This is a genomic window from Cellulophaga sp. 20_2_10, from assembly GCF_023476645.1.
Taxonomy (GTDB): domain Bacteria; phylum Bacteroidota; class Bacteroidia; order Flavobacteriales; family Flavobacteriaceae; genus Cellulophaga.
The window spans coordinates 17,622-40,390 of record NZ_JAMCOJ010000010.1 but is presented as its reverse complement, the minus strand read 5'-3'; the positions used below and the strand labels follow the sequence as shown (position 1 = coordinate 40,390).

Below are 22,769 nucleotides of genomic sequence, written 5' to 3'. Positions count from 1 at the left end.
ACGTATGGTACAGTATATAGTTTTAGTGGTTACATTTCAGTTGTTGTTTTTAGCAATTTATGATTTGTTTTTAAAGAAAGAAACCTTTTTTCAGAGCAACCGAGTGTATTTAATAGGTGCGTTTTTAGGATCATTATTTTTGCCCTTTGTAAAGTTACCTGTCTTTAAAACTGTAGTATCACAACAATATGCAGCCATTGTTTTAGATGAAATTATACTAACATCAAATTCACCGCAGGCTGCAACAGAGAGCATTTTTCCTTGGCTTAAAGTGGTATTTGTAATTGGCGCAGTAGTAGCGTTTGCTTTGTTTGTTTATAAAATTTATCAGATTATAAAATTGACGCAAGCGGGAGAAAAGCAAAAATTCTCAGACTATATAAAAATTACAATCCCAAAAAGCAATAATGCATTTTCATTTTACAATACTGTTTTTATGGGCGATGCGGTTACAAAAGAAAATGAAGAAGGCATTTTAGAGCACGAGTTAGTACATGTGAAGCAAAAGCACACCTTAGATTTATTATTTTTTGAGGTAATGCGCATCGTACTTTGGTTTAATCCACTCGTATATATCTATCAGAATAGAATATCAGAAGTACACGAGTTTATAGCAGACTCTAAAGTGCGTAAAACAAGTAAAAAAGAACAGTACGAATTATTATTATCTCAAATTTTTGAGACAAAAAATATTTCATTCATCAACCATTTTTATAAATCATCATTAATTAAAAAACGAATAGTTATGTTACAAAAATCAAAATCCGGTAAAGTTTTAAAGCTAAAATATTTAGCATTAATACCATTAGTTGCAGGGATGTTATTTTACACATCATGCGAAACAGAAAACGAAGCTAAAATAGATGCAGTAGAAGCAAAAAGCGAAGTAAATGCAACAGCTGCGTTAAGTGAAGTTGTTATTACGGCTTTAAAAAGGCCAAATTCATTTGAAACTACATCAGATTCAGAACTTAAAGAATTAGCATCTAATCGTGAAATAAAAAATACCGAAGTTTTTAATAAGGTTGATGGTGAATTAGTGGCTTTTTCTGAACTGGAAGTTCTTCCAAGTTTTCCTGGTAATGAAGAGGGAGTAAACACTTTTGAAAGTTTTAATAAACAAATGAGGAACCACGTTAGAAGGAATTTTGCTTATCCAGTAGAAGCTCATGAAAAAGAAATACAAGGTGTTGTATCTATGAGGTTTATAATTGAAGAAGATGGCTCTATAAAAAACTTACAAATGCGAGGTCCAGACGAGTCTTTAGAAAAAGAAGCTGCTCGTATTATTAGTAAATTACCTAAAATGAATCCTGGTATGAAAAATGGTAAAGCAGTTAAAGTTCCTTTCTCATTGCCAATTACATTTAGATTACGGTAATAAAAATATAAAAAACGATGATACAATACGTAATAGAATGTCTAGCGTTTCAGTTGGTTTTCCTTATTATTTATGATGTGTTTTTGAGAAGAGAAACCTTTTTTCAATGGAACAGATGGTATTTATTGGGTACGTGTGTACTATCGTTTTTACTGCCACTAATAACTTTAGATATATTTAAAAGTAAGGTGCCAGATGCAGTTGCCGTTTACACACCATTTATGTTTTCTAATTACGATTTAGAAACAAATACAGCTCTTTTAAATAATACAAATGTAGCGCAACAATTAACAATGCCTTGGTATGGTATTCTTTTTAGTATTGGAGTGGTGGTGGCACTTTTTTTATTTTTATTTAAAATACTCCAACTGCATAAATTACGTAAAAGAGGAGAAAAAACTGTTTATACAGATTTTACTGAGGTTGTTTTAAAACAAAGTAACAGCGCTTTTTCATTCTTTAAAACTATTTTTTTGGGTGATAAAATAAAAACTAAAGAGTATCCTAATATTATTGCACACGAACTAGTACATATTAGACAAAAGCATACGTTAGATTTATTGTTTTTTGAGGTATTACGTATTGTGTATTGGTTTAATCCACTAGTATATATTTATCAAAGTAGAATATCAGAAGTGCACGAGTTTATTGCAGACGCTAAAGTGGCTAAGACTCATAGGAAAGAGCAGTACGAGTTGCTATTGTCTCAAGTTTTTCAAACAGAAAATATCTCATTTATAAATCACTTCTTTTCATCATCATTAATTAAAAAACGAATTAAAATGTTACAAAAAAATCAATCTAAAAAAATATGGGCAAGCAAGTATTTATTGCTGTTGCCAACTATAGTTTGCATTCTTTTTTACACATCCTCTAAAGGTCAAGAAAAAGATACAGATAGTGATATTCAAGAAGTAAAAGAAACTCCAGTTAAACAGGATGTAATAGTAGATGTGCCTTTTTCAGTTATAGAAGATGTTCCTGTATTTCCAGGTTGTGAAGACGCAACAGACAAAAGAGCTTGTTTTAATGATAAAATGAATAAGCACATTAGAAAACATTTTAGATACCCAGAAGAAGCTCAAGAGAAAGGTATACAAGGTAGAGTTTCTACACGTTTTGTAATTATGGAAGATGGCAAAATAGGTGAGTTACAAACTCGCGGGCCAGCTGTAATACTAGAGGAGGAAGCAATACGTATTATAAAATTATTGCCAAACTTTAAACCAGGTAAGCAAAGGGGGCAAAATGTAAGAGTTCCTTTTTCATTGCCAATTTCATTTAGGTTAACATCAGAAAGTGATAAAGAAAAATTAACTAAAGATGTAAAAACAGCCTTGTTACGTAAAGAACAAGAAGAAAAGGATAGGTCGTATAAAGATGCAAAAGAAGTTCCTTTTTCTGTAATAGATGAGGTTCCTGTTTTTCCAGGTTGTGAAAATGCTACAGATAAAAGAGCTTGTTTTAATGATAAAATAAATGAGCATATTAGAAAACATTTTAGCTATCCAGAATCTGCACAAAAAGAAGGAGTGCAAGGTAGAGTTTCTGTGCGTTTTGTAATGATGGAAGATGGTAGTATTGATAAAATTCAGATGCGCGGACCAGATGTTAGGTTAGAAGAAGTTGTGTTGAGTATTATAAAAAAATTACCAAATGTTACGCCAGGTAAGCAAAGAGGAAAAGCCGTAAAAGTTCCTTTTTCATTGCCAATTACATTTAAGCTACAGAAAAAAAATGACTAAAAATAATTATACAACAGTATTAATTGTTCTGTTTATGTTTTTAAAAGCAGGGGCGCAAACCTCTGCTTTTAATGTAGCAGATAGTTTGTATAATACAGGTAGTTATACTGCTGCAATTAACGAGTATGCTAAAATAAATAATACGAGTGCAAATCTTCAAATTGCAAAAGCATATAACGCTATCGGTAATTATGATAAGGCTATTGCTCAATACAGTACTGTTGTAACAAGAGATACAAGTTTAGTAGTTGCTAGATTTAACTTAGGTAAGTTGTATTTAAAAACGAACAAGTATAAGCAAGCAACGATGTTGTTTGGTAATCTTGTGCAAATTTCTAAAACTAATCCAGAATTTAGTTACAATTTAGCAAGAGCCTATAGTGGTATAAAACAAGATGCTACAAGTGTATTATGGTATAAAAAAGCATTAGAAATAGATAGTACCCACCTGCGTAGTTTGCAACGTTTAAGTGTGTATTATGTTGCAGAGCATGAGAACGATTCTGTTGTGAAATATGCAGATAAAGGACTGCGTATTTTTGAAAACGATCCTGTACTTATAAAGGTAAAGGCATTGGCATTATTTAATAAAGATAATTTTAAAGAATCTGCGCTGTGGTATGAAAAACTATTAAATTTAGGTAAAATAGAAAAGCAAACTTACAATAGATTAGGGTATGCCTATGATAAATTAGAAAAGTATAAAAAATCGATAGAGAACTATAAGTTTCTTCTAAGTTATGATGATGAAGATGTAAAAATCTTACGTACAATTAGTGAGGTGTACAGAAAAGACAAAGAGCTAGATAGTGCAACGGTTTATATACATAAAGCTATAGCTGCACATACGTACTCGTTAGATGAAGAATACCAAGTTGCTGCACGTATTGCTGTTGATAAGCAAGATTATAAAACGGCTATAAAATATTACAATATGGCTTTTGACGAAGACCCAACAAATCCATCATACTTATACCAAGCCAGTATTTATGCAGATAAGTTTTATAAAGACCCTAAAGTAAAGCTTAATTACTATACGCAATTAAAACAAAAAAGTGCATCCAAAGGTGTTAAGAATCAGTATTTTGTGAAGTTTGCTGAAAAACGAATTTCCGAATTAAAGAGTGAGATTTTTGCGAATGGCGGATAAATAGCACTAGATAATTAAAGATTTCTTCAAACTAGAGCAAATTATAAAATACAATATGCTTGTTATATTTTATAGTATTGTTTTTTATGTGTACTTTCATCAGTTACAATAATAAAATCTCATTTTGAAAAAAGTTATCACCCTAAAACATATTGCAAGAGAATTAGAAGTATCTATTTCTACTGTTTCCAAAGCACTTAAAAATAGTGAGGAAATAAGCAGAGATACCAAAGAGCGTATACAAGCATATGCAAAACTCTACAATTATAGGCCTAACAATATTGCGGTTAGCTTAAAAAATAAACGCACAAAAAATATTGGTGTAATTATACCAGATATTGTGCACCATTTTTTTACAACGGTTGTTCGTGGTATAGAAAGTTATGCCAACTCTAAAGGGTATAACGTTATTGTTTGCTTGTCTGATGAGTCTTTTGATAAAGAGGTTATAAATATGGAAATGCTAGCCAATGGCAGTATCGATGGTTTTATAATGTCTTTGTCTGTAGGAACACAATTAAAAAACGATTACAACCACTTAAAAGAAATAACAGAACAAGGAATTCCTTTGGTTATGTTTGATAGGGTTACAGATGAAATTAAATGCGATAAAGTTATTATTAACGATAGAGAAGGCGCTTATATGGCGGTTAAAAAGTTAATAGGAAACGGACGAAAAAAAATAGCATTAATAACTACAGATAATTACCTGAGTATTGGTAAACAACGTACAGATGGGTATCGTGATGCATTGCGTGATCACGGCTTAGAGGTGAATGAAAACTTAATTTTAAGTATGCCTCAAATGAAAATGGACGAAAAAGCAATAAGCGATTTTTACGATAGAGAAGAGGTAGATGCTGTTTTGTGTGTGCACGAAACATTTGCAATGTATAGTATGCGTGTTGCACTTAAAAAAGGATTAAAAGTACCAGAAGATATAGAGTTTATTGGCTTTACGGATGGTAACTTGTCTAAATACGCTTACCCAAGTCTTACTGCAATTGCACAACATGGCGAGCAAATGGGAGAAATGTCTTCTAAAATGCTCATAGAAAAAATAGAGAGCGAAAAAGAGGAAGAAGAGGAAACCTATGTAACAGAGGTGCTACAATCTACATTGGTAGAAAGAGAATCTACAAAAAATTAAAAATCTAAAATAGATTACAAAGGACTAAAGCTAAGTTTTAGTCCTTTTTTTATGCAGTTTTTTTACAATATTACTTTGTGTACTTTTACTGTAAATACTTGTTTGTATGACTAAAAAATTACTTGTTGTTGGCCATAGAGGAGCAATGGGTCATGAGACCGAAAATACCTTAGCATCTATACAAAAAGCCTTAGAATTAAAGGTGGATATGATAGAGATTGATGTCTTTAAAATTAAGACAGGAGAAATTATTGTATTTCATGATGATGAGGTAAATAGACTAACAAATGGTACAGGTAAGGTTGAAGATTATACGTGGCAACAATTGCAAGAGCTTACACTTGTAGGGAATCATAAAATACCATTACTAACCACAGTTTTAGATACTATTAATGCTAAAGTTTCTGTAAATATTGAGCTAAAAGGCGCAGGTACAGCAACAGATGTAAATAGCATTATTAAAGATTATATAACTGCAAAAAACTGGAAATTAGATCAGTTTTTTATCTCTAGCTTTAATTGGAATGAGCTAATAGCAATGAGAACAATTAATAGTAAAATTGCTATTGGTGTGTTAACAGAAGAAGATCCTTTGCTAGCAATACCTATGGCAAAACAATTGGGCGCAGTAAGTATAAATCCAGATGAAAAAGATGTTACAAAAGCTGTTGTTGCGGCTATAAAAACAGAAGGTTTTAAACTGTATACGTATACCGTGAATAGTCCAGAAAATATAATAAAAATGAAAAACTTACTTGTAGATGGTATATTTACAAATTATCCAGAACGTATTTACTAATGTTTGATGTTATTATAATTGGCGGAGGCGCTGCAGGTTTTTTTACAGCAATACAAATTGCAGAGCAAAATAGTGATTTAAAAGTTGCTATTTTAGAACGTGGAAAAACAGTATTAGCTAAGGTAAAAGTATCTGGTGGTGGTAGGTGTAATGTAACGCATGCCGAATTTAATCCCGCTGATTTGGTGCTAAATTATCCGCGAGGAGAAAAAGAACTTTTAGGTCCTTTTCATACATTTTGTACAGGAGATACAATGGCTTTTTTTGAAGAAAGAGGCGTTCCTTTAAAAATAGAAGAAGATGGTCGTATTTTTCCTCAGAGCGACTCATCACAAAGTATTATAGACTGTTTTATTAATGAAACAGAACGTTTGGGTATTAAAGTAATGAAACTTTGCCCAGTTTCTAATATTTCATACGCAGTTACAGATAATCCAGATTTAGGTTTTTTGGTAACCACTCCTAAAAAAGAATTTCAAACCAAAAAAGTAGTTGTAGCTACAGGTAGTAATCCTAAAATATGGAATTTATTAGAAGGTTTAGGGCATACGATTATACCACCAGTACCATCCCTTTTTACATTTAATATAAAAGATAGTCGCATTACAGATATTCCAGGTGTGAGTACTACAGCAAGAGTAACTGTTTTTGCATCTAAAAGTAACACAACAGAATTATCTAGTAAAATAAAAACCGCGGTTCGTAAAAAACCATTGTTAGAGGCAGAAGGCCCCTTGCTAATTACACATTGGGGAATGAGCGGACCTGCAATTTTAAAACTATCTGCGTGGGGAGCTACGTTGTTGCATTCTAAGAATTATCAGTTTGTAGTGCAGGTAAATTGGTTGCCAGATATGGTTCCGGGTGCAGTTTTAGAGTATTTAAGCTCGGTGAAAGAAACAGATCCTAAGAAAACAATTTTGCGCACCAAAATATTAGATATTCCTAGGCGTTTGTGGGTAAACTTGGTAAAAGCAGCAGACATAGACGAAACTGTAAAATGGGCAGGAGCAACCAAAACACAATTACAGAACTTAGCAGACCAGTTAACAGAAAGTGAGTTTTCTGTAAACGGTAAGAGTACCTTTAAAGAGGAGTTTGTAACCGCAGGAGGAATAGATTTAAAAGAGGTAAACTTTAAAACATACGAGAGCAAAATAGCAAAAAACTTATATTTTGCTGGCGAAGTAATAAATGTAGATGCTATTACTGGAGGTTTTAATTTTCAGAACGCGTGGACAGGTGGTTTTATGGCTGCACAAGCAATTTCTAAATTAGGATGATTTATATAGCGCTTTTAAGAGGCATAAACGTTAGCGGTAAGAATAAAGTTTTAATGGTAGATTTAAAACAGATGCTACTAAAATTAAAACTAGATAACGTAACAACATACATACAAAGTGGTACTGTTGTTTTTACTTCTGATGAGGTTGATATAACTGTTTTATCAGAAAAAATACAGACCCAAATTTTAAACACTTTTAAGTTAGATGTTCCTGTTTTAGTGGTAGCAGCATCAGCCTTGCTAACAATTTTTAAGAGCAATCCGTTTACAGCTGAAGAAGAAAAAGAAACCTATTTTGTGTTGCTAAAATCAGCCCCAGATACAGTGCTTATTTCAGAAGTAAACAAAGGAACTTATGAAACAGAGAAATTTGTAATAACTAATAGCTGTATCTATTTACATTGCTTAAACGGTTTTGGAAAAGCAAAATGTAACAATAACTTCTTTGAGCGTAAACTAAAAGTACAAGCCACCACTAGGAACTACAAAACAATGGCAAAGCTTATAGAAATTAGTGAAACTTTATAGGTTTTAATAGCTAAGATTACTCTTTATTGGCTGTACCTCAATTCTGGTGGACTTTTCTTTTTTATATTTGCTAAAATTTAAAATATGACCCAAGAGGAGTTTGTGCCTAAGGCCTATACAAATACTGTTTTAGAAGGAACTGTAAAATGGAAATCGCCCAGTAATATTGCTTTGGTAAAGTATTGGGGTAAAAAAGAGAATCAGATTCCTGCAAACCCATCTATTAGCTTTACGTTAGATGCCTGTGCAACAACAACCTCTATAACGTATAAAAAGTTAGATAGTAAAGGGGGTAATTTTTCATTCGATTTATTTTTTGAAGGAAAACCTAAAGAAGATTTTAAACCAAAAATTGAAACTTTTTTAGCGCGTATTGAAACTTATCTTCCGTTTTTAAAGGAGTATTATTTTAAAATTGAAACATCAAACTCTTTTCCACACAGTAGTGGTATTGCATCATCTGCCAGTGGTATGTCTGCTTTGGCGTTGTGTTTAATGAGTTTAGAGAAAGAACTAAATCCATCTATAACAACAGCTTTTTTTAATAACAAAGCATCGTTTTTAGCACGTTTAGGCTCTGGTAGTGCTTGTCGTAGTATAGAAGGTCCGTTGGTACAATGGGGAAATCACGCAAATACAGAAGGTAGTACAGATTTGTTTGGTATAAAGTACCCAAACGAGGTACATTCGGTTTTTAAAAATTACCACGATACTATTCTGTTAGTAGACAAAGGTCAAAAACAAGTAAGTAGTACTGTTGGTCATAATTTAATGCACAACCACCCATTTGCTAAAGAGCGTTTTGCACAAGCGCACACAAATTTAAATGATTTGCAAACGGTTTTTAAAGAAGGTAATTTAAAGCGTTTTATAGAAATTGTTGAGAGTGAGGCGTTAACGCTGCACGCAATGATGATGACAAGTATGCCGTATTTTATTCTAATGAAGCCAAATACGCTGCAGATTATCAACAAAATATGGGAGTTTAGAGCAATAAGTAAGTCAAATATTTGTTTTACTTTAGATGCTGGTGCCAATGTGCATGTTTTGTACCCAGAGAGCGAAAAAGAGCAGGTATACCAGTTTATTAAAGATGAGCTTGTTGCATATTGTGAAAACGAGCAGTATCTTTGTGATAGAATTGGTTTAGGCGCTAAACAATTGTAAATTAGTAATTAGATATTTAAAAATGAAAGGACCTTTATTTTACTCAAAAATTCTATTATTTGGAGAGTACGGAATCATAAAAGATTCTAAAGGACTTTCTATACCTTATAATTTCTTTAAAGGAGCATTAAAATCTTCTGATAAATTATCTGACGAGGCTAAAAAGTCTAATGAGAGTTTACAGCGTTTTGCTACATATCTAGAAAAAGTATCTAAAGAAGACGAGAGTTTTTCTTTTGACATAGAGGCGCTTAAAACAGATGTTGCAGAAGGGATGTATTTTGATAGCTCTATACCGCAAGGGTACGGAGTAGGTAGTAGTGGTGCACTTGTTGCTGCTGTTTACCATAAGTATGCACACAATAAAATTACTGTTTTAGAGAATTTAACTAAAGATAAATTACTAACGCTTAAAGGCGTTTTTAGTAAAATGGAATCTTTTTTCCACGGTAAATCTTCTGGTTTAGACCCTTTAAACAGTTACTTAAGCTTGCCAATTTTAATAAATTCTAAAGACAATATAGAGTCTACAAGTATACCATCTCAAAACAACCAAGGTACAGGAGCTGTATTTTTGTTAGATAGTGGTATAATTGGCGAAACTGCACCAATGGTACAGCTTTTCATGGAGCGTATGAAAGAAGATGGTTTTAGGCATATGCTTAAAGACCAGTTTATAAAACATACAGATGCTTGTGTAGAAGATTTTATTAATGGTAATGTAAAGTCGCTTTTTGGCAACATAAAACAATTATCTCACGTAGTATTAGATCATTTTAAACCAATGATTCCGTCTCAGTTTCATAAATTATGGAAACACGGGATAGACACTAATAAATACTACTTAAAACTTTGTGGTTCTGGTGGTGGTGGTTATATCTTAGGTTTTACAGAAGATATAGATGGCGCACGTAAAGAGTTAAAAGATTACAACCTAGAGGTAGTTTATAATTTCTAAAAATTTTATTTTTACTTTATGCTTAACAGAAAGAACAAACACGTTGTTTTAAAGTTCTTAAGTCTGTTTTCTGTGGTTAGAGGTTACAATATTTTGGTAATTGCTCTGGCTCAATATTTGGCATCAATTTATATATTGGCACCAAATTTACCGTTGCGTAAAGTAGTTTTTGATGTCAATTTGTTTATTATAGTGCTTGTATCCGCAATGGTTATTGCATCGGGTTATATTATTAATAATTTTTACGACTCGGAGAAAGATCTTATCAATAAGCCAAAAAAAACAATGTTAGACAGGCTGGTAAGTCAGCGTACCAAACTAACAACCTATTTTGTGCTTAACTTTTTGGCGGTGTTTTTTGCCAGCTATGTATCTTTTAAAGCAGTACTCTTTTTCTCGTCTTATATTTTTGGAATCTGGTACTATTCACACAAATTAAAAAAAATACCATTACTAGGCAATTTTGTATCTGCAACACTAGCTATAACGCCATTTTTTGTGGTGTTTGTCTACTATAAAAACTTTGAAACTGTAATTTTTGTCCACGCCATATTCTTGTTTTTACTCATATTAGCACGTGAAATGATTAAAGATTTAGAAAACATAGCAGGCGATTTGGCGCAGAATTACAAAACTATTCCTGTGCTTTACGGAGCCAAAACATCTAAAATTGCAATTACTATTTTAGTAGCGTTTAGTTTGGTACCATCGCTATTACTTATTTATAATTTTGATGTTGGCCACATGCACTACTATTTTAAATTAGCAGTATTGCTCTTGGTTATTTTTTTGGTATTTCTATGGAAATCAGACACAAAAAAGCAATACAATACATTACATAATATCTTAAAGTTTGTAATTATAAGCGGTGTTTTTAGTATTTTGTTGGTCGATATAAATCTCGTCCTAAACAGAATATTATAATGAACAACATATTAAAAGTAGGTTTGGCGCAAATTTCTCCGGTTTGGCTAAATAAAGAAGCAACAATTGGTAAAATTGAAGCTACAATTGTTACCGCAGCAAAAGAAAACACAGAACTTTTAGTATTTGGTGAAGCATTACTGCCAGGTTACCCATTTTGGTTGGCACATACCAATGGTGCTGCTTGGGATTTAAAAGTAAATAAAGAAATACACGCACATTATGTTCGCAACTCCATACAAATAGAAGCTGGTGAGTTAAACAGTATTTGTGAGCTAGCCAAAACCCATAAAATGGCTATTTACATAGGAATTATGGAACGTGCTAAAGACAGAGGCGGACATAGTATATACTGTTCTTTGGTGTATATAAATGCAGACGGAGAAATAAAATCTGTACACAGAAAACTACAACCAACGTATGATGAGCGCTTAACTTGGGCGCCAGGAGATGGTAACGGTTTGCAAGTGCATCCTTTAAAAGAATTTACGGTTGGCGGACTAAATTGTTGGGAAAATTGGATGCCTTTGCCAAGAGCAGCGCTTTACGGTTTAGGAGAAAATTTACATATTGCGGTTTGGCCTGGTAGCGAGCACAACACAAAAGATATTACACGTTTTATAGCACGTGAATCTCGTAGTTATGTTATTTCTGTATCATCTTTAATGAAAAAAGAAGATTTTCCTGAAGACACACCACACCTTGCTAAAATTTTGGAAAAAGCACCAGATGTTTTGGCAAATGGAGGCTCTTGTATTGCAGGTCCAGATGGCGAGTGGATAGTTGCGCCTGTACTACATAAAGAAGGTGTAATTTACCAGGAAATAGATTTTAATAGAGTGTATGAAGAGCGACAAAACTTTGATCCTGTTGGGCATTACTCAAGACCAGATGTTACTAATTTACAGGTAAATAGAGAACGACAAACCACTGTTGCGTTTAAAGATTAATTTTTTAGTTTAAATATTTGTTTAACGGCACAAGCAAGATGCTTGCGCTAGCGGGGTAGAGCCTATTATTTGATAAGTATATTTTATAAAACTATATGTTGCATAAAAAAATAAAAAAGGTAATGCTAATTGCAATTATTATATTAGGTGTAACTAGTTTAATAGACGGTTTAGTAAATAATTTTAACAACCAGAAATGGTTATACGTTTCACTATTTTTAAGAGAAAAAATAATTAAAAACGAGTTAATTATTCATAAAAAAACACCTAATGCAGGTAGAGGAGGTACAAATTTATATTATTATTTTGGAGTATTAAAGAAAGGCGGTGGATCAGCAAGAATTTTTGGAGATGAAAATACAATAGAAAAGTATATAACTTTAGATGGTAGCTTTCCAGTTTGGACTACACCAATAACAACTAGTGTTTTTAAAAGGAAAAATAATATACCCCCAAAGTTTTATCAATTTATTCACGCCATAATAACAATAATTGTTTGGTTACTTTGGATACCCTCTTTAGTGTGCTTAATCAAAAATCAAAAATAATTTACCTAACAGTGCTAGCAAGATACTTTCGCTAGCGGGGAAGATTATTTGAAAAAGAAGAAATAATTCCCCAATAAATTAGCTTGCCTAAAGTGAAATAGGGGTTCTATATATCTAGCGAACAGGACTGGTGTTTTTAGCTCAGATGTTACTAATTTACAGGTAAATAGAGAACCACAAAGTACTGTTGCGTTTAAAGATTAATTAGTTAAACAATTAGATAGTTATTCAAATTCCTTTGTTACCTTTGCAAAAAATATAATACAATGGGTAAGTCTGACTATAATAAGGACAGAAAATCTTCAGGAAAGGATAATGGAGGCGCAAGAAAGAGGAATTTTACTGGTTCAGGTGCTCCAAAAGCAAAGAATCCTCCAAAGCCATTAGATCCTAACTCTATAAGATTAAATAAATACGTTGCTAACTCTGGAGTTTGTTCTAGAAGAGAAGCAGATGTTTTTATTGCGGCTGGTAGTGTTACTGTAAATGGTAAAGTAATATCAGAAATGGGATATAAAGTTAAACTAGATGACGTTGTTAAGTTTGATGGTAGACATTTAAATCCTGAAAAAAGAGAATACGTTTTATTAAATAAGCCAAAAGATTTTAGCACAACTGTTAGAAACGAACAAGGTAAAAGAAATGTAGCTGGATTAATTTCTAGTGCTTCTAAAGCAACATTATTACCAGTAGATAAAATGGCTAAAACCTCTACAGGTTTATTGTTGTTTACCAATGATATGGAAATGACAAGACGTTTGGTTAATCCTAAAAACGGATTACGTAAAATATACCACGTAGAACTTAATAAGCCTTTGCGTTCTGTAGATTTAAAAAGAATTCAAGACGGTTTAGCTATCGATGAAAAAGTAGTAAACGTTCACGATATTAGCTATGTAGATAATGCTCCAAAAAACCAAGTTGGTATAGAGCTTTTTAGCAGTAGAAGTAATATTGTTACTAAAATATTTGAACACCTAGATTACGAGGTTTCTAAATTAGACAGAGTAATTTATGGCGGTTTAACCAAAAAAGATTTACCAAGAGGACATTGGCGTTACCTAACAAAACAAGAAGTTGTTAATTTAGGAATGGTTAACTAATATGTAAAAGCTGTGTTTAATAACACGGCTTTTTTTATGCTTAATAAGTAATAACACTTAAAACAGCAACAATTAAAAGGACAATATAAACTAGTATAGCTTTCATATTTTACATTTTTAGGATGATGTAAAATTAGAAATTGCAATAGGTATTTTTTAGCTTATTTACAGCTAAAATAAAACCCCTGATAACAGGGGTTTTATTTTTTTTTAGGGAAAAAGGTTTAGCGTTTAATCAACTAATTTATTTCTAATTTCTTGTAGACATAAATTACCTAAACTACCTTGGTGTGTATGTTTAATATCCTTTTTAGGAGAAAAAGTGCCTTCATTAATTTCTTTCCCCATTTTTTTATAAGCATCCCTAAACGGCACTCCGTTTAAAACCAACTCGTTTAACGTATCTACACTAAACAAATAATCATATTTAGGGTCGTCTAAAATAGTCTCGTTTACACGTACTTCTTTTAAGCTAAAGGTTAATATCTCTAAACACGCTTTTACATCCTGTATGGCAGGTATAATTACCTCTTTTACCAATTGTAAATCTCTGTGATAGCCACTAGGTAAGTTATTTGTTATTAAAATTAATTGGTTTGGTATAGATTGTAATTTATTGCATTTACCACGTATCAACTCAAACACATCTGGGTTTTTTTTATGTGGCATAATGCTAGAACCTGTTGTAAGTTCGTCCGGAAAAGAAATAAAATTAAAATTCTGACTCATATACAAGCAAATATCCATAGCCATTTTAGATAGGGTAGCGGCAACATTACTAATTCCAAAAGCAGCAGCTTTTTCTACTTTTCCACGTCCCATTTGTGCGGCGACAACATTAAATTTCTGCGTTGCAAAACCCATTTCTTTAGTAGTAAAATCACGGTCTATAGGAAAAGAACTTCCGTAACCAGCAGCACTACCAAGCGGATTCTGATCTGCTATTTTGTAAGCAGCATCAACAAAGTACAAATCATCTATTAAACTTTCTGCATAGGCAGAAAACCAAAGTCCAAAAGAAGAAGGCATAGCAATTTGTAAATGTGTATAACCTGGTAGCAGTACATTTTTATGCTTGTCAGCAAGATTTAAAAGCAGGTTAAATAAAACTTTTACTTCACTTTTAATTTCTGATAACTCATCTTTTAAATACAAGTGCATTGCCACTAAAACCTGATCGTTTCTAGAACGTGCAGTATGTATTTTTTTTCCGGTGTCACCTAGCTTTTTTGTTAGTATAAACTCTATTTTAGAGTGCATATCCTCAAAAGAATCTTCAATAACAAAAGTGCCCTTTTCTATAGTTTTAGCAATCTCATTAAGTTCTTTAACTAGACTCTCTGTTTCTTGTGCAGTAATAAGTCCAATTTTACCCAGCATTTTTGCATGTGCTTTAGAAGCAACAATATCATATTTAGCAAGTAGCAAATCTAATTCTCTGTCATTACCAACTGTAAAATGATCTATTTTTTTATCGGTACTAAATCCTTTATCCCAAAGTTTCATAGTCTTTTCGTTTTTTTTAGTTGATTGCTTATTGCAGAAACCCGTTTAATATTTTAATGTATAAATCTATACCTTCCTCAATTTCGTTTACATAAATAAACTCATCTGCAGAATGCGATCTAGTGCTGTCTCCTGGGCCTAATTTTAAAGATTGACACGTTAATGCCGCTTGGTCTGATAATGTAGGAGAACCATATGTTTCTCTTCCTAGAGCTAAGCCAGCCTGTGCTAATGGGTGGTTTTTGTCTATGGCTGAAGAATTTAGCTTTAAACCACGAGGAGTAAGTTTGCAAGGAGCTTCATTTTGTAGCATATCCGCCACTTCTTTATTGGTGTATTTGTCATTTACTCTAACATCTATAACTAAGTCTACCTTAGCTGGCACAACGTTGTGTTGTTTGCCTGCATTAATTTGTGTTACCGTAAGTTTTACTTCGCCTAAAACATCTGAAACCTTAGAGAAAGAATAGTTTTTAAACCACTCTAACACTTTTATAGTGTTGTAAATGGAGTTGTCATTATTTGGATGTGCTGCATGAGAAGGAGTTCCTTTTACTTCTGCATCAAAAACAATAAGTCCTTTTTCTGCAACGGCTAATTGCATTAATGTAGGTTCGCCAACAATAGCAACATCAATTTTTGGAAGCTTAGGTAACAGGCCTCTTAAGCTATTTGGTCCGGCAGATTCTTCTTCCATAGAAGCAACCATAAGTATGTTATGATTTAAGTTTTCTTTAGTGTAGTAGTGAGAAAATGTAGCCAGTAAAGACACCAAACAACCACCAGCATCATTGCTTCCTAGACCATACAATTTGCCGTTTTCTACGTGTGCATTAAATGGATCTTTAGTGTAAGCGGAGTTCGGTTTTACAGTATCATGATGCGAGTTTAAAAGTAACGTAGGTTTATTACTGTCCCAATGTTTATTTTTAGCATAAACATTGTTATTATCTCTAGTAAACGGAATATTAAAACTTGTAAACCAGTTTTCTATTGCGTCTGCTGTTTTATCTTCCTCTGATGAAAATGATTGTATAGAGATAAGCTCCTTTAATAAATCTAAAGCCTTTTCTGTAAGCTGTTTCTGTTCCATTTTATAATGTTATAGTCGTGTAAAGCGTTTCGTTTTTGTTTAACATAGAAACATCTCCTATGCATACAGTCCCTACTTTTTTATGAAGCGCATTAAAGCAATTCTCTAGTTTTGGCAACATACCATTAGCAATAATTTTACTGTCTAAAAGTTCCTTGTAGGTTTCTGTATTTAATTTTTTAACTACAGATTTTTCATTTGTAATATCTAGTAAAACACCTTTCTTTTCAAAACAATAATACAAGGTAGTATCATATAAACTACTCATTGCAATTGCAATTTCAGAGGCTATGGTGTCCGCATTTGTATTTAGTAATTGTCCGGCTTTAGTATGTGTAAGCGCACAAAAAACGGGCGTCCAGTTATTTTGTAACATTGCATCTATAGCGTTGGCATTTACAGTAGTGATGTCGCCAGCAAAACCATAATCTATATCTTTTACGGGGCGTTTTACTGCCTGTATTATATTGGCATCTGCGCCACTTAATCCAATAGCGTTACAGTTTAAAGCTTGTAGTTCTGCAACAATTTGTTTGTTCACTAAACCTCCGTAAACCATAGTAATTAAATCTAAACCTTTAGCGTCTGTAATACGTCTTCCGTTTACCAGTTTAGATTCAATTCCTAATTTTTTTCCAAGTTCAGTTGCTAGTTTTCCACCACCGTGAACTAGTATTTTTGGACCTTCAATTTTAGAAAAAGCAGCTAAAAACTTACTTAGTTCTTCCTTGTTTTCAATAACAGCTCCACCAATTTTTATAACAGCTACTTTTTCTTTCATAATTAGAGGTTTTCTAGTATTTTTTTTAGTGCTATTTGCGCCGCAAATGTTCTATTATTTGCTTGTTCTATCACCAAAGACTGATTGCTGTCTAAAACAGCATCTGTAACAATTACATTTCTACGCACAGGCAAGCAGTGCATAAATTTAGCAGCGCCTAATTTATCTAAAGTCATTGTCCAGCTTTTATCATTATTTAAAACTTGCCCATAATTTTGATAGCTACTCCAATTTTTAACATAAACAAAATCTGCATTTTCTAAGGCTTTATCTTGGTCGTATTCTATAGTTGCTCCTTTTGTAATTTTAGAACTTAACTCGTATCCTTTAGGGTGTGTAATTACAAACTCGGCATCTTGTAAATGCATCATTTCTACAAAAGAATTGGCAACTGCATGCGGTAAAGCCTTAGGGTGTGGCGCCCATGAAAGGACCACTTTTGGTTTTGACTTTGTGTTGTTTTCTGCCAGAGTAATAGCGTCTGCTAATGCTTGTAATGGATGTCCCACAGAGCTTTCCATATTTAGAATAGGAACAGTAGCGTATTTTTTAAATCCGTTTATAACCAATTCTGCTTCATCATCTTCTTTGCTTTGTAAATTTGCAAAAGCTCTAATGCCAATAACATCGCAGTACTGAGAAACCACTTGTGCAGCTTCTTTTATGTGTTCAGATGTACCTTGGTCCATAACAGTGCCATCTGTAAATTCAAGGGTCCAACCTTCAGATCCAAAATTCATTACAATAACTTCTAGGCCTAAGTTTTGAGCAGCTTTTTGTGTGCTTAGCCGTGTTCTTAAACTGTTATTAAAGAATAATAATACAATGGTTTTATCTTCTCCTAAGTTTTTATGTTTCTTAGGATTTTTCTTTAATTCTATGGCTTCGTTAACCCAATTGGGAAGCGAATCTATAGCTGCTATGGAAACGTAATTTTTCATTATAATTTATTTAATTCGGCTTGTAAAGCATCAAAAAACACATCTATTAAAGCTGTGGTTATGTTTAGTGCAGGCAGAATACGTAATAAGGTTTTATCCTTAGCTCCGCCAGTAAATACAAACTGATCGTATATCATTTTTTTTCTTAGTTCGCCAACTTCAAAATCAAACTGAAGTCCTAACATTAAGCCGCGACCTTTTACTTTTTTAATTTGTGGTATTGCTGCAGCCTTTTCTAAAAAGTAGCCGTGCATTTTAGTTGTATTACGCAGTAAATCTTCTTGTTCTATAACTTCTAAAACAGCTAATGATGCGGCACAAGCCAAGTGGTTGCCACCAAAAGTGGTACCTAATAAGCCGTGAGATGCTTTAATTTTTTCCTGAATTAGAACACCACCAACTGGGAATCCATTACCCATACCTTTGGCAATAGTTATAATGTCAGGTTGTATACTATGATGCTGAAAAGCAAAAAATTTACCCGTTCTACCGTAACCAGATTGTACTTCGTCTGCAATTAAAACAACATTGTGTTTTTTACATAAAGCTTCTATTTTTTGGTAAAATTCTGTAGTAGGTTCATCTAAACCACCAACACCTTGTACAGCCTCTAAAATAACTGCGCAAACATCGTCTTTTTCAATTTCTGAGGTAAAACTACTTAGGTCATCAAACTCTAAAAAAGTTACTTTTTGTTGCTTGTTAATGGGTGCGTTAATAGCGGCATTATCTGTAGCCGCAACAGCAGCAGAAGTCCGCCCATGAAATCCATTTTTAAAAGCAATAACTCTAGATTTATTAGTATAGAATGATGCTAGTTTTAGAGCATTTTCATTAGCTTCTGCGCCAGAATTGCATAAAAATAAATTGTAATCATGGCAGTTAGATAGTTGTACTAATTTTTCTGCTAACTCCCCTTGTAATGGATTTTGTATGGCATTGCTATAAAAGCCAATTTTGTCTAATTGTTCTTTAATTCTGCGTACATAATGTGGGTGAGAATGTCCTATAGAAATTACTGCATGACCACCATAAAAATCTAAATATTCCTGACCTTTATCATCTATAACTTGGCTGCCTTTTGCAGAAACCGGAGTTACATTATATAAAGGGTATACATCAAATAAATTCATCCTTAATTTTTTACTTTAAACTCACTTATTTTATCAAACGAAGCCACAATTCCTCTAATTAAAGAAGAGCTAAGTCCTTGGTGTTCCATTTCATTTAAGCCTTTAATAGTACAACCCATTGGCGTAGTTACACGGTCTATTTCTTGCTCTGGGTGGTTGCCAGATTCTATGAGCAAACTAGCAGCTCCATTACAGGTATACATTGCTAGTTCTTGTGCTTCTTTAGCGTCAAAACCTAATTGTATAGCTCCTTGTGTAGTTGCACGTATTAGTCGCATCCAAAAGGCAATTCCGCTTGCGCAAATAACAGTTGCTGCTTGCATTTGACTTTCTGGAATTTCTAATGAATGTCCCATTCTATTAAAAATAGCTTTGGCTAATTCTATTCGTTTTTTACCCATTTCATTACTACAAATACACGTCATAGACTGTCCTACAGAAATTGCTGTGTTAGGCATACTTCTAATTATATAAGTCTCTTTGCCTACTACAGCTTCAATCTTTTTTATATTAAAACCAGTTATAGTAGATATTACAATGTGTTTTTCTGTAAGTAAATCTTTTACATCATTTAAAATACCTTCAAAATGATCTGGTTGTACCGCAAAGATTAATACATCAGAGTTTTGTACTGCTTCCCTATTGTTAGCTGTAACTGTTACATTTCCGTAACTTTCAAATTCTTTAATACTATCTGTATTTCTTTTTGTTAAATACATAGTTGTAGCACCGTTAGAGTTTAAAATACCTTTGGCAATAGACAGTCCTAAGTTTCCGGCACCTATAATAGCTAGTTTCATATTGGTTTTTTATTTTTTAGATTGATGTTAAAATGCGGATGCTTTTAAGTTTAGGCCTTCATCTTCATTAAAGCCGTACATTAAATTCATATTCTGTACCGCTTGTCCAGATGCGCCTTTTAGTAAATTATCAATAACAGATGTAATTAATAAATTACCATTGTGTAGGTGTAAATGCAAGTGACATTGGTTGGTATTTACTACTTGTTTTAAGTGAATTTCTGTATCAGATATATGTGTAAATTTCGCGTCAGCATAAAAACTAGTATACAACTCATAAGCATCTTCTAAACTGCCCTTGTATTTTGTATAGGCAGTAGCAAAAATACCTCTAGTAAAATTTCCTCTTTGCGGAAGAAACAGTAATTCGCCAATTTCATTTTTATAAGAATGTAAATTTTCGCCTATTTCGCCTAAATGTTGATGTGTAAATGGCTTGTACCAAGATACATTGTTATTACGCATGCTAAAATGAGTAGAGTCCCCTGGTTTTACGCCAGCGCCAGTACTACCTGTTACTGCATTTATATGTACATCATTATGTAAAATATTTGCTTTAGCCAATGGTAATAATGCAAGCTGAATTGCTGTGGCAAAACATCCTGGGTTTGCTATAAAACTGGCAGATTTTATTTTTTCAATATTTGTTTCAGGTAAGCCGTAGATAAACTCTTTTCCATTTAAAATGGCATCATTATGTAATCTAAAATCATTACTTAAATCTATAATTTTAGTATTGTTAGAAAACGAATTTTCTAGTAAGAATGAAGTTGAGTTTCCGTGTCCAAGGCATAGAAAAACAAGATCTACATCTAGATTTACATTTCCTGTAAACTCTAGGTTTGTCTGCCCTAATAAATCCTGATGAGCAGATGCTATTTTTTTTCCAGCTCTAGTTGTACTGTAAACAAAATCTATATTTGCTTCAGAATGATTTAAAAGTAATCTTATTAACTCGCCTCCTGTATAGCCAGAACCGCCTATAATACCAATGTTAATCATCTTTTAAATTTTTATTTACATGATTGTATATTTTACCAGCGTTCGCAATTATTTTAATAAATCCTTTAGCATCATCTGCTGTCCAGCCTTTATTCATTTCACCATAACTACCAAAAGAAGCATTCATAAGGTCGTGTTTAGATGTTATTCCGTTAAGCTCAAATCTGTATGGGTGTAATGTAATAAAAACATCACCAGAAACATTTTTTTGCGTGTCTGCTAAAAATACTTCTATATTACGCATAACTTCATCTAGGTAATTGCCTTCATGTAATAACATACCATAAAAATTACCTTGTTGCTCTTTTTGGTATTGTTGCCATTTTGTTAGCGTGTGTTTTTCTAGTAAATGGTGCGCTTTTATAATTAGTAAAGATGCCGCAGCCTCAAAGCCAACTCTACCTTTAATACCAATAATTGTATCGCCAACGTGTATATCTCTACCAATAGCAAACAAGGACGCAACTGTATTTAGTTTTGTAATGTTGTGAATTGGTTTATCTTCTTCACCATTAATAGCCGTTAATTCTCCTTTGGTAAAGGTTAATTTTACATCTATAGGATTTCTTTCTTCAAGCTGACTAGGATATGCTGTATCTGGCAATGGGGAGTGAGACGTTAATGTTTCTTCACCGCCAACAGAAGTTCCCCAAAGCCCTTTATTAATAGAGTATTTTGCTTTTTCCCAAGGATAATCTACGCCGTTTTCTTTTAGGTATGCAATTTCTACCTCTCTAGATAATTGATTATCCCTGATAGGAGTAATAATTTCGATTTCTGGAGCAATGATTTGGAAAATTAGATCAAACCTAACCTGATCATTCCCAGCACCAGTACTACCGTGAGCAATGTATTTAGCTCCTATTTTTTTAGCGTGATTTACAATTTCTATAGCTTGTACAATACGTTCTGCACTAACAGATAATGGGTACGTGTTGTTTTTTAGAACATTCCCAAAAATTAGATATTTTACAACCTTCTTGTAAAATGTTTGTACAGCATCTATAGAGGTGTAGCTTGTTGCGCCTAATTCTATTGCTTTCTTTTTTATGTTAGTTATTTCTTCTTTAGAGAACCCGCCAGTGTTTACACTAACAGCGTGCACCTCAAAACCTTTGTCTTTTGATAAATATTTTGCGCAGTAAGACGTATCTAAACCACCACTATATGCTAAAACTAATTTACTCATCTTTATTTTTCTTTTTTAAGAACAAATGCTCTTTAATACTTTTTAATCTTTTAAATACTTTACTGTCGACTTCTTTTTTATCGGTAGCTTTTGCCTTTGCAGCAGGATTGTAAAGCATACCAGTGCATAAGCACATTTTTTGTTCTGTTCTGGTTAGAACATCAAAATTTTTACACGTTTGGCACCCTTTCCAGAATTCAGGATCGTCTGTAAGTTCAGAAAATGTAACTGGTTTGTAACCAAGCTCATAATTCATTTTCATAACCGCTAAGCCCGTAGTAATTCCAAAAATTTTAGCTTCGGGGAATTTTTCTCTGGAGAGTTTAAAAATGTGTTCTTTAATTTGCTTGGCTAGCCCTAAATTTCTAAAATCTGGGTGTACAATAAGACCAGAGTTAGCAACAAACTTATTGTGTCCCCAAACTTCTATATAGCAGAAACCTGCAAATGTCTCTCCGTCTAAGGCAATAACGGCATTACCATTTTGCAACCTTTTTTGTATATACTCTGGCGTACGCTTCGCAATGCCTGTGCCGCGAACCTTAGCAGAATCTGTAATAGTATCAGAAATTATCTGCGCATATTTAATATGCGATGCATTAGCAATTACAATTCTCATTGACTGTTGCTTTTTAT

22 protein-coding genes are annotated in these 22,769 nt (G+C 33.0%); 13 read left to right on the top strand and 9 right to left on the bottom strand.

Annotated elements, in window-relative coordinates; genetic code table 11:
• The first annotated feature begins 4 nt into the window (after nucleotides 1-4).
• The 13 genes from M4I21_RS15300 (at nucleotide 5) to M4I21_RS15240 (ending at nucleotide 13,688) form a co-directional block, all read left to right on the top strand.
• Nucleotides 5-1,381 (top strand): M56 family metallopeptidase, encoded by a 1,377-nt coding sequence (locus tag M4I21_RS15300; protein WP_249560101.1) that lies wholly within the window; start codon nucleotides 5-7, stop codon nucleotides 1,379-1,381.
• Between the two features lie 17 nt (nucleotides 1,382-1,398).
• Nucleotides 1,399-3,126, top strand: a complete 1,728-nt coding sequence (locus M4I21_RS15295; RefSeq protein WP_249560100.1) for a M56 family metallopeptidase — start codon at nucleotides 1,399-1,401, stop codon at nucleotides 3,124-3,126.
• A complete protein-coding gene (locus tag M4I21_RS15290; RefSeq protein WP_249560099.1) occupies nucleotides 3,119-4,276 on the top strand; it encodes a tetratricopeptide repeat protein in 1,158 nt (385 codons plus the stop codon). The genes M4I21_RS15295 and M4I21_RS15290 overlap by 8 nt, the downstream gene beginning before the upstream one ends.
• Nucleotides 4,277-4,400: 124 nt before the next feature.
• On the top strand, nucleotides 4,401-5,426 hold the full coding sequence (locus M4I21_RS15285) for a LacI family DNA-binding transcriptional regulator (RefSeq protein WP_249560098.1): 1,026 nt from the start codon (nucleotides 4,401-4,403) through the stop codon (nucleotides 5,424-5,426).
• A gap of 106 nt (nucleotides 5,427-5,532) precedes the next feature.
• A complete protein-coding gene (locus M4I21_RS15280) occupies nucleotides 5,533-6,225 on the top strand; it encodes a glycerophosphodiester phosphodiesterase (protein ID WP_249560097.1) in 693 nt (230 codons plus the stop codon).
• Nucleotides 6,225-7,508: a BaiN/RdsA family NAD(P)/FAD-dependent oxidoreductase gene (locus M4I21_RS15275; RefSeq protein WP_249560096.1), complete on the top strand. Its 1,284-nt coding sequence runs from the start codon at nucleotides 6,225-6,227 to the stop codon at nucleotides 7,506-7,508. Before M4I21_RS15280 ends, M4I21_RS15275 begins: the two co-directional genes overlap by 1 nt.
• Entirely contained in the window at nucleotides 7,505-8,038 is a 534-nt protein-coding gene (locus M4I21_RS15270) for a DUF1697 domain-containing protein (RefSeq protein WP_249560095.1), read from the top strand. The genes M4I21_RS15275 and M4I21_RS15270 overlap by 4 nt, the downstream gene beginning before the upstream one ends.
• Nucleotides 8,039-8,122: 84 nt before the next feature.
• A complete protein-coding gene (gene mvaD / locus M4I21_RS15265; RefSeq protein ID WP_249560094.1) occupies nucleotides 8,123-9,205 on the top strand; it encodes a diphosphomevalonate decarboxylase in 1,083 nt (360 codons plus the stop codon).
• 22 nt (nucleotides 9,206-9,227) lie between these two features.
• A complete protein-coding gene (locus M4I21_RS15260) occupies nucleotides 9,228-10,163 on the top strand; it encodes a mevalonate kinase family protein (protein WP_249560093.1) in 936 nt (311 codons plus the stop codon).
• Between the two features lie 18 nt (nucleotides 10,164-10,181).
• On the top strand, nucleotides 10,182-11,087 hold the full coding sequence (locus M4I21_RS15255; protein ID WP_249560092.1) for a geranylgeranylglycerol-phosphate geranylgeranyltransferase: 906 nt from the start codon (nucleotides 10,182-10,184) through the stop codon (nucleotides 11,085-11,087).
• A complete protein-coding gene (locus tag M4I21_RS15250) occupies nucleotides 11,087-12,037 on the top strand; it encodes a carbon-nitrogen hydrolase family protein (protein ID WP_249560091.1) in 951 nt (316 codons plus the stop codon). Before M4I21_RS15255 ends, M4I21_RS15250 begins: the two co-directional genes overlap by 1 nt.
• Nucleotides 12,038-12,159: 122 nt before the next feature.
• On the top strand, nucleotides 12,160-12,585 hold the full coding sequence (locus M4I21_RS15245) for a hypothetical protein (RefSeq protein WP_249560090.1): 426 nt from the start codon (nucleotides 12,160-12,162) through the stop codon (nucleotides 12,583-12,585).
• A 266-nt stretch (nucleotides 12,586-12,851) separates the two neighbouring features.
• The gene (locus M4I21_RS15240) at nucleotides 12,852-13,688 is read left to right on the top strand and encodes a pseudouridine synthase (protein WP_249560089.1); all 837 of its coding nucleotides are present in this window, start codon (nucleotides 12,852-12,854) and stop codon (nucleotides 13,686-13,688) included.
• Nucleotides 13,689-13,919: 231 nt separating this feature from the next.
• Here the strand turns inward: M4I21_RS15240 and argH are convergent, their stop codons facing one another.
• From argH to M4I21_RS15195, 9 genes are read right to left on the bottom strand one after another with little or no spacing between them, the layout of a single operon-like run.
• Nucleotides 13,920-15,194 carry an argininosuccinate lyase gene (gene argH, locus M4I21_RS15235; protein ID WP_249560088.1) on the bottom strand — a complete coding sequence of 425 codons (1,275 nt, stop codon included), beginning with the start codon at nucleotides 15,192-15,194 and terminating at the stop codon, nucleotides 13,920-13,922.
• Between the two features lie 28 nt (nucleotides 15,195-15,222).
• On the bottom strand, nucleotides 15,223-16,287 hold the full coding sequence (locus M4I21_RS15230) for a M20 family metallo-hydrolase (RefSeq protein ID WP_249560087.1): 1,065 nt from the start codon (nucleotides 16,285-16,287) through the stop codon (nucleotides 15,223-15,225).
• 1 nt (nucleotide 16,288) lies between these two features.
• Nucleotides 16,289-17,068, bottom strand: a complete 780-nt coding sequence (gene argB / locus M4I21_RS15225; RefSeq protein WP_249560086.1) for an acetylglutamate kinase — start codon at nucleotides 17,066-17,068, stop codon at nucleotides 16,289-16,291.
• Between the two features lie 2 nt (nucleotides 17,069-17,070).
• Nucleotides 17,071-18,009 (bottom strand): Rossmann-fold NAD(P)-binding domain-containing protein, encoded by a 939-nt coding sequence (locus tag M4I21_RS15220; RefSeq protein ID WP_249560085.1) that lies wholly within the window; start codon nucleotides 18,007-18,009, stop codon nucleotides 17,071-17,073.
• Nucleotides 18,009-19,142: an aspartate aminotransferase family protein gene (locus tag M4I21_RS15215; protein WP_249560084.1), complete on the bottom strand. Its 1,134-nt coding sequence runs from the start codon at nucleotides 19,140-19,142 to the stop codon at nucleotides 18,009-18,011. The genes M4I21_RS15220 and M4I21_RS15215 overlap by 1 nt, the downstream gene beginning before the upstream one ends.
• Before the next feature lie 2 nt (nucleotides 19,143-19,144).
• Entirely contained in the window at nucleotides 19,145-19,942 is a 798-nt protein-coding gene (gene proC / locus M4I21_RS15210) for a pyrroline-5-carboxylate reductase (RefSeq protein WP_249560083.1), read from the bottom strand.
• Nucleotides 19,943-19,969: 27 nt separating this feature from the next.
• Nucleotides 19,970-20,944, bottom strand: a complete 975-nt coding sequence (gene argC, locus M4I21_RS15205) for an N-acetyl-gamma-glutamyl-phosphate reductase (protein WP_249560082.1) — start codon at nucleotides 20,942-20,944, stop codon at nucleotides 19,970-19,972.
• Entirely contained in the window at nucleotides 20,937-22,133 is a 1,197-nt protein-coding gene (locus M4I21_RS15200; protein WP_249560081.1) for an argininosuccinate synthase, read from the bottom strand. Before M4I21_RS15200 ends, argC begins: the two co-directional genes overlap by 8 nt.
• The gene (locus tag M4I21_RS15195; protein ID WP_249560080.1) at nucleotides 22,126-22,752 is read right to left on the bottom strand and encodes a GNAT family N-acetyltransferase; all 627 of its coding nucleotides are present in this window, start codon (nucleotides 22,750-22,752) and stop codon (nucleotides 22,126-22,128) included. Before M4I21_RS15195 ends, M4I21_RS15200 begins: the two co-directional genes overlap by 8 nt.
• Nucleotides 22,753-22,769: the final 17 nt, after the last annotated feature.

Bases quoted from the DNA above. Each gene is read 5' to 3' on its own strand.
- M4I21_RS15275 (WP_249560096.1), top strand. From the start codon at position 6,225: ATGTTTGATGTTATTATAATTGGCGGAGGCGCTGCAGGTTTTTTTACA.
- M4I21_RS15280 (WP_249560097.1), top strand. From the start codon at position 5,533: ATGACTAAAAAATTACTTGTTGTTGGCCATAGAGGAGCAATGGGTCAT.
- M4I21_RS15290 (WP_249560099.1), top strand. From the start codon at position 3,119: ATGACTAAAAATAATTATACAACAGTATTAATTGTTCTGTTTATGTTT.
- argC (WP_249560082.1), bottom strand. From the start codon at position 20,944: ATGATTAACATTGGTATTATAGGCGGTTCTGGCTATACAGGAGGCGAG.
- M4I21_RS15270 (WP_249560095.1), top strand. From the start codon at position 7,505: ATGATTTATATAGCGCTTTTAAGAGGCATAAACGTTAGCGGTAAGAAT.
- M4I21_RS15250 (WP_249560091.1), top strand. From the start codon at position 11,087: ATGAACAACATATTAAAAGTAGGTTTGGCGCAAATTTCTCCGGTTTGG.
- M4I21_RS15195 (WP_249560080.1), bottom strand. From the start codon at position 22,752: ATGAGAATTGTAATTGCTAATGCATCGCATATTAAATATGCGCAGATA.
- M4I21_RS15300 (WP_249560101.1), top strand. From the start codon at position 5: ATGGTACAGTATATAGTTTTAGTGGTTACATTTCAGTTGTTGTTTTTA.
- M4I21_RS15215 (WP_249560084.1), bottom strand. From the start codon at position 19,142: ATGAATTTATTTGATGTATACCCTTTATATAATGTAACTCCGGTTTCT.
- argH (WP_249560088.1), bottom strand. From the start codon at position 15,194: ATGAAACTTTGGGATAAAGGATTTAGTACCGATAAAAAAATAGATCAT.
- argB (WP_249560086.1), bottom strand. From the start codon at position 17,068: ATGAAAGAAAAAGTAGCTGTTATAAAAATTGGTGGAGCTGTTATTGAA.
- M4I21_RS15240 (WP_249560089.1), top strand. From the start codon at position 12,852: ATGGGTAAGTCTGACTATAATAAGGACAGAAAATCTTCAGGAAAGGAT.
- M4I21_RS15295 (WP_249560100.1), top strand. From the start codon at position 1,399: ATGATACAATACGTAATAGAATGTCTAGCGTTTCAGTTGGTTTTCCTT.
- M4I21_RS15220 (WP_249560085.1), bottom strand. From the start codon at position 18,009: ATGAAAAATTACGTTTCCATAGCAGCTATAGATTCGCTTCCCAATTGG.
- mvaD (WP_249560094.1), top strand. From the start codon at position 8,123: ATGACCCAAGAGGAGTTTGTGCCTAAGGCCTATACAAATACTGTTTTA.
- M4I21_RS15255 (WP_249560092.1), top strand. From the start codon at position 10,182: ATGCTTAACAGAAAGAACAAACACGTTGTTTTAAAGTTCTTAAGTCTG.
- M4I21_RS15245 (WP_249560090.1), top strand. From the start codon at position 12,160: ATGCTAATTGCAATTATTATATTAGGTGTAACTAGTTTAATAGACGGT.
- M4I21_RS15230 (WP_249560087.1), bottom strand. From the start codon at position 16,287: ATGGAACAGAAACAGCTTACAGAAAAGGCTTTAGATTTATTAAAGGAG.
- M4I21_RS15260 (WP_249560093.1), top strand. From the start codon at position 9,228: ATGAAAGGACCTTTATTTTACTCAAAAATTCTATTATTTGGAGAGTAC.
- M4I21_RS15200 (WP_249560081.1), bottom strand. From the start codon at position 22,133: ATGAGTAAATTAGTTTTAGCATATAGTGGTGGTTTAGATACGTCTTAC.
- proC (WP_249560083.1), bottom strand. From the start codon at position 19,942: ATGAAACTAGCTATTATAGGTGCCGGAAACTTAGGACTGTCTATTGCC.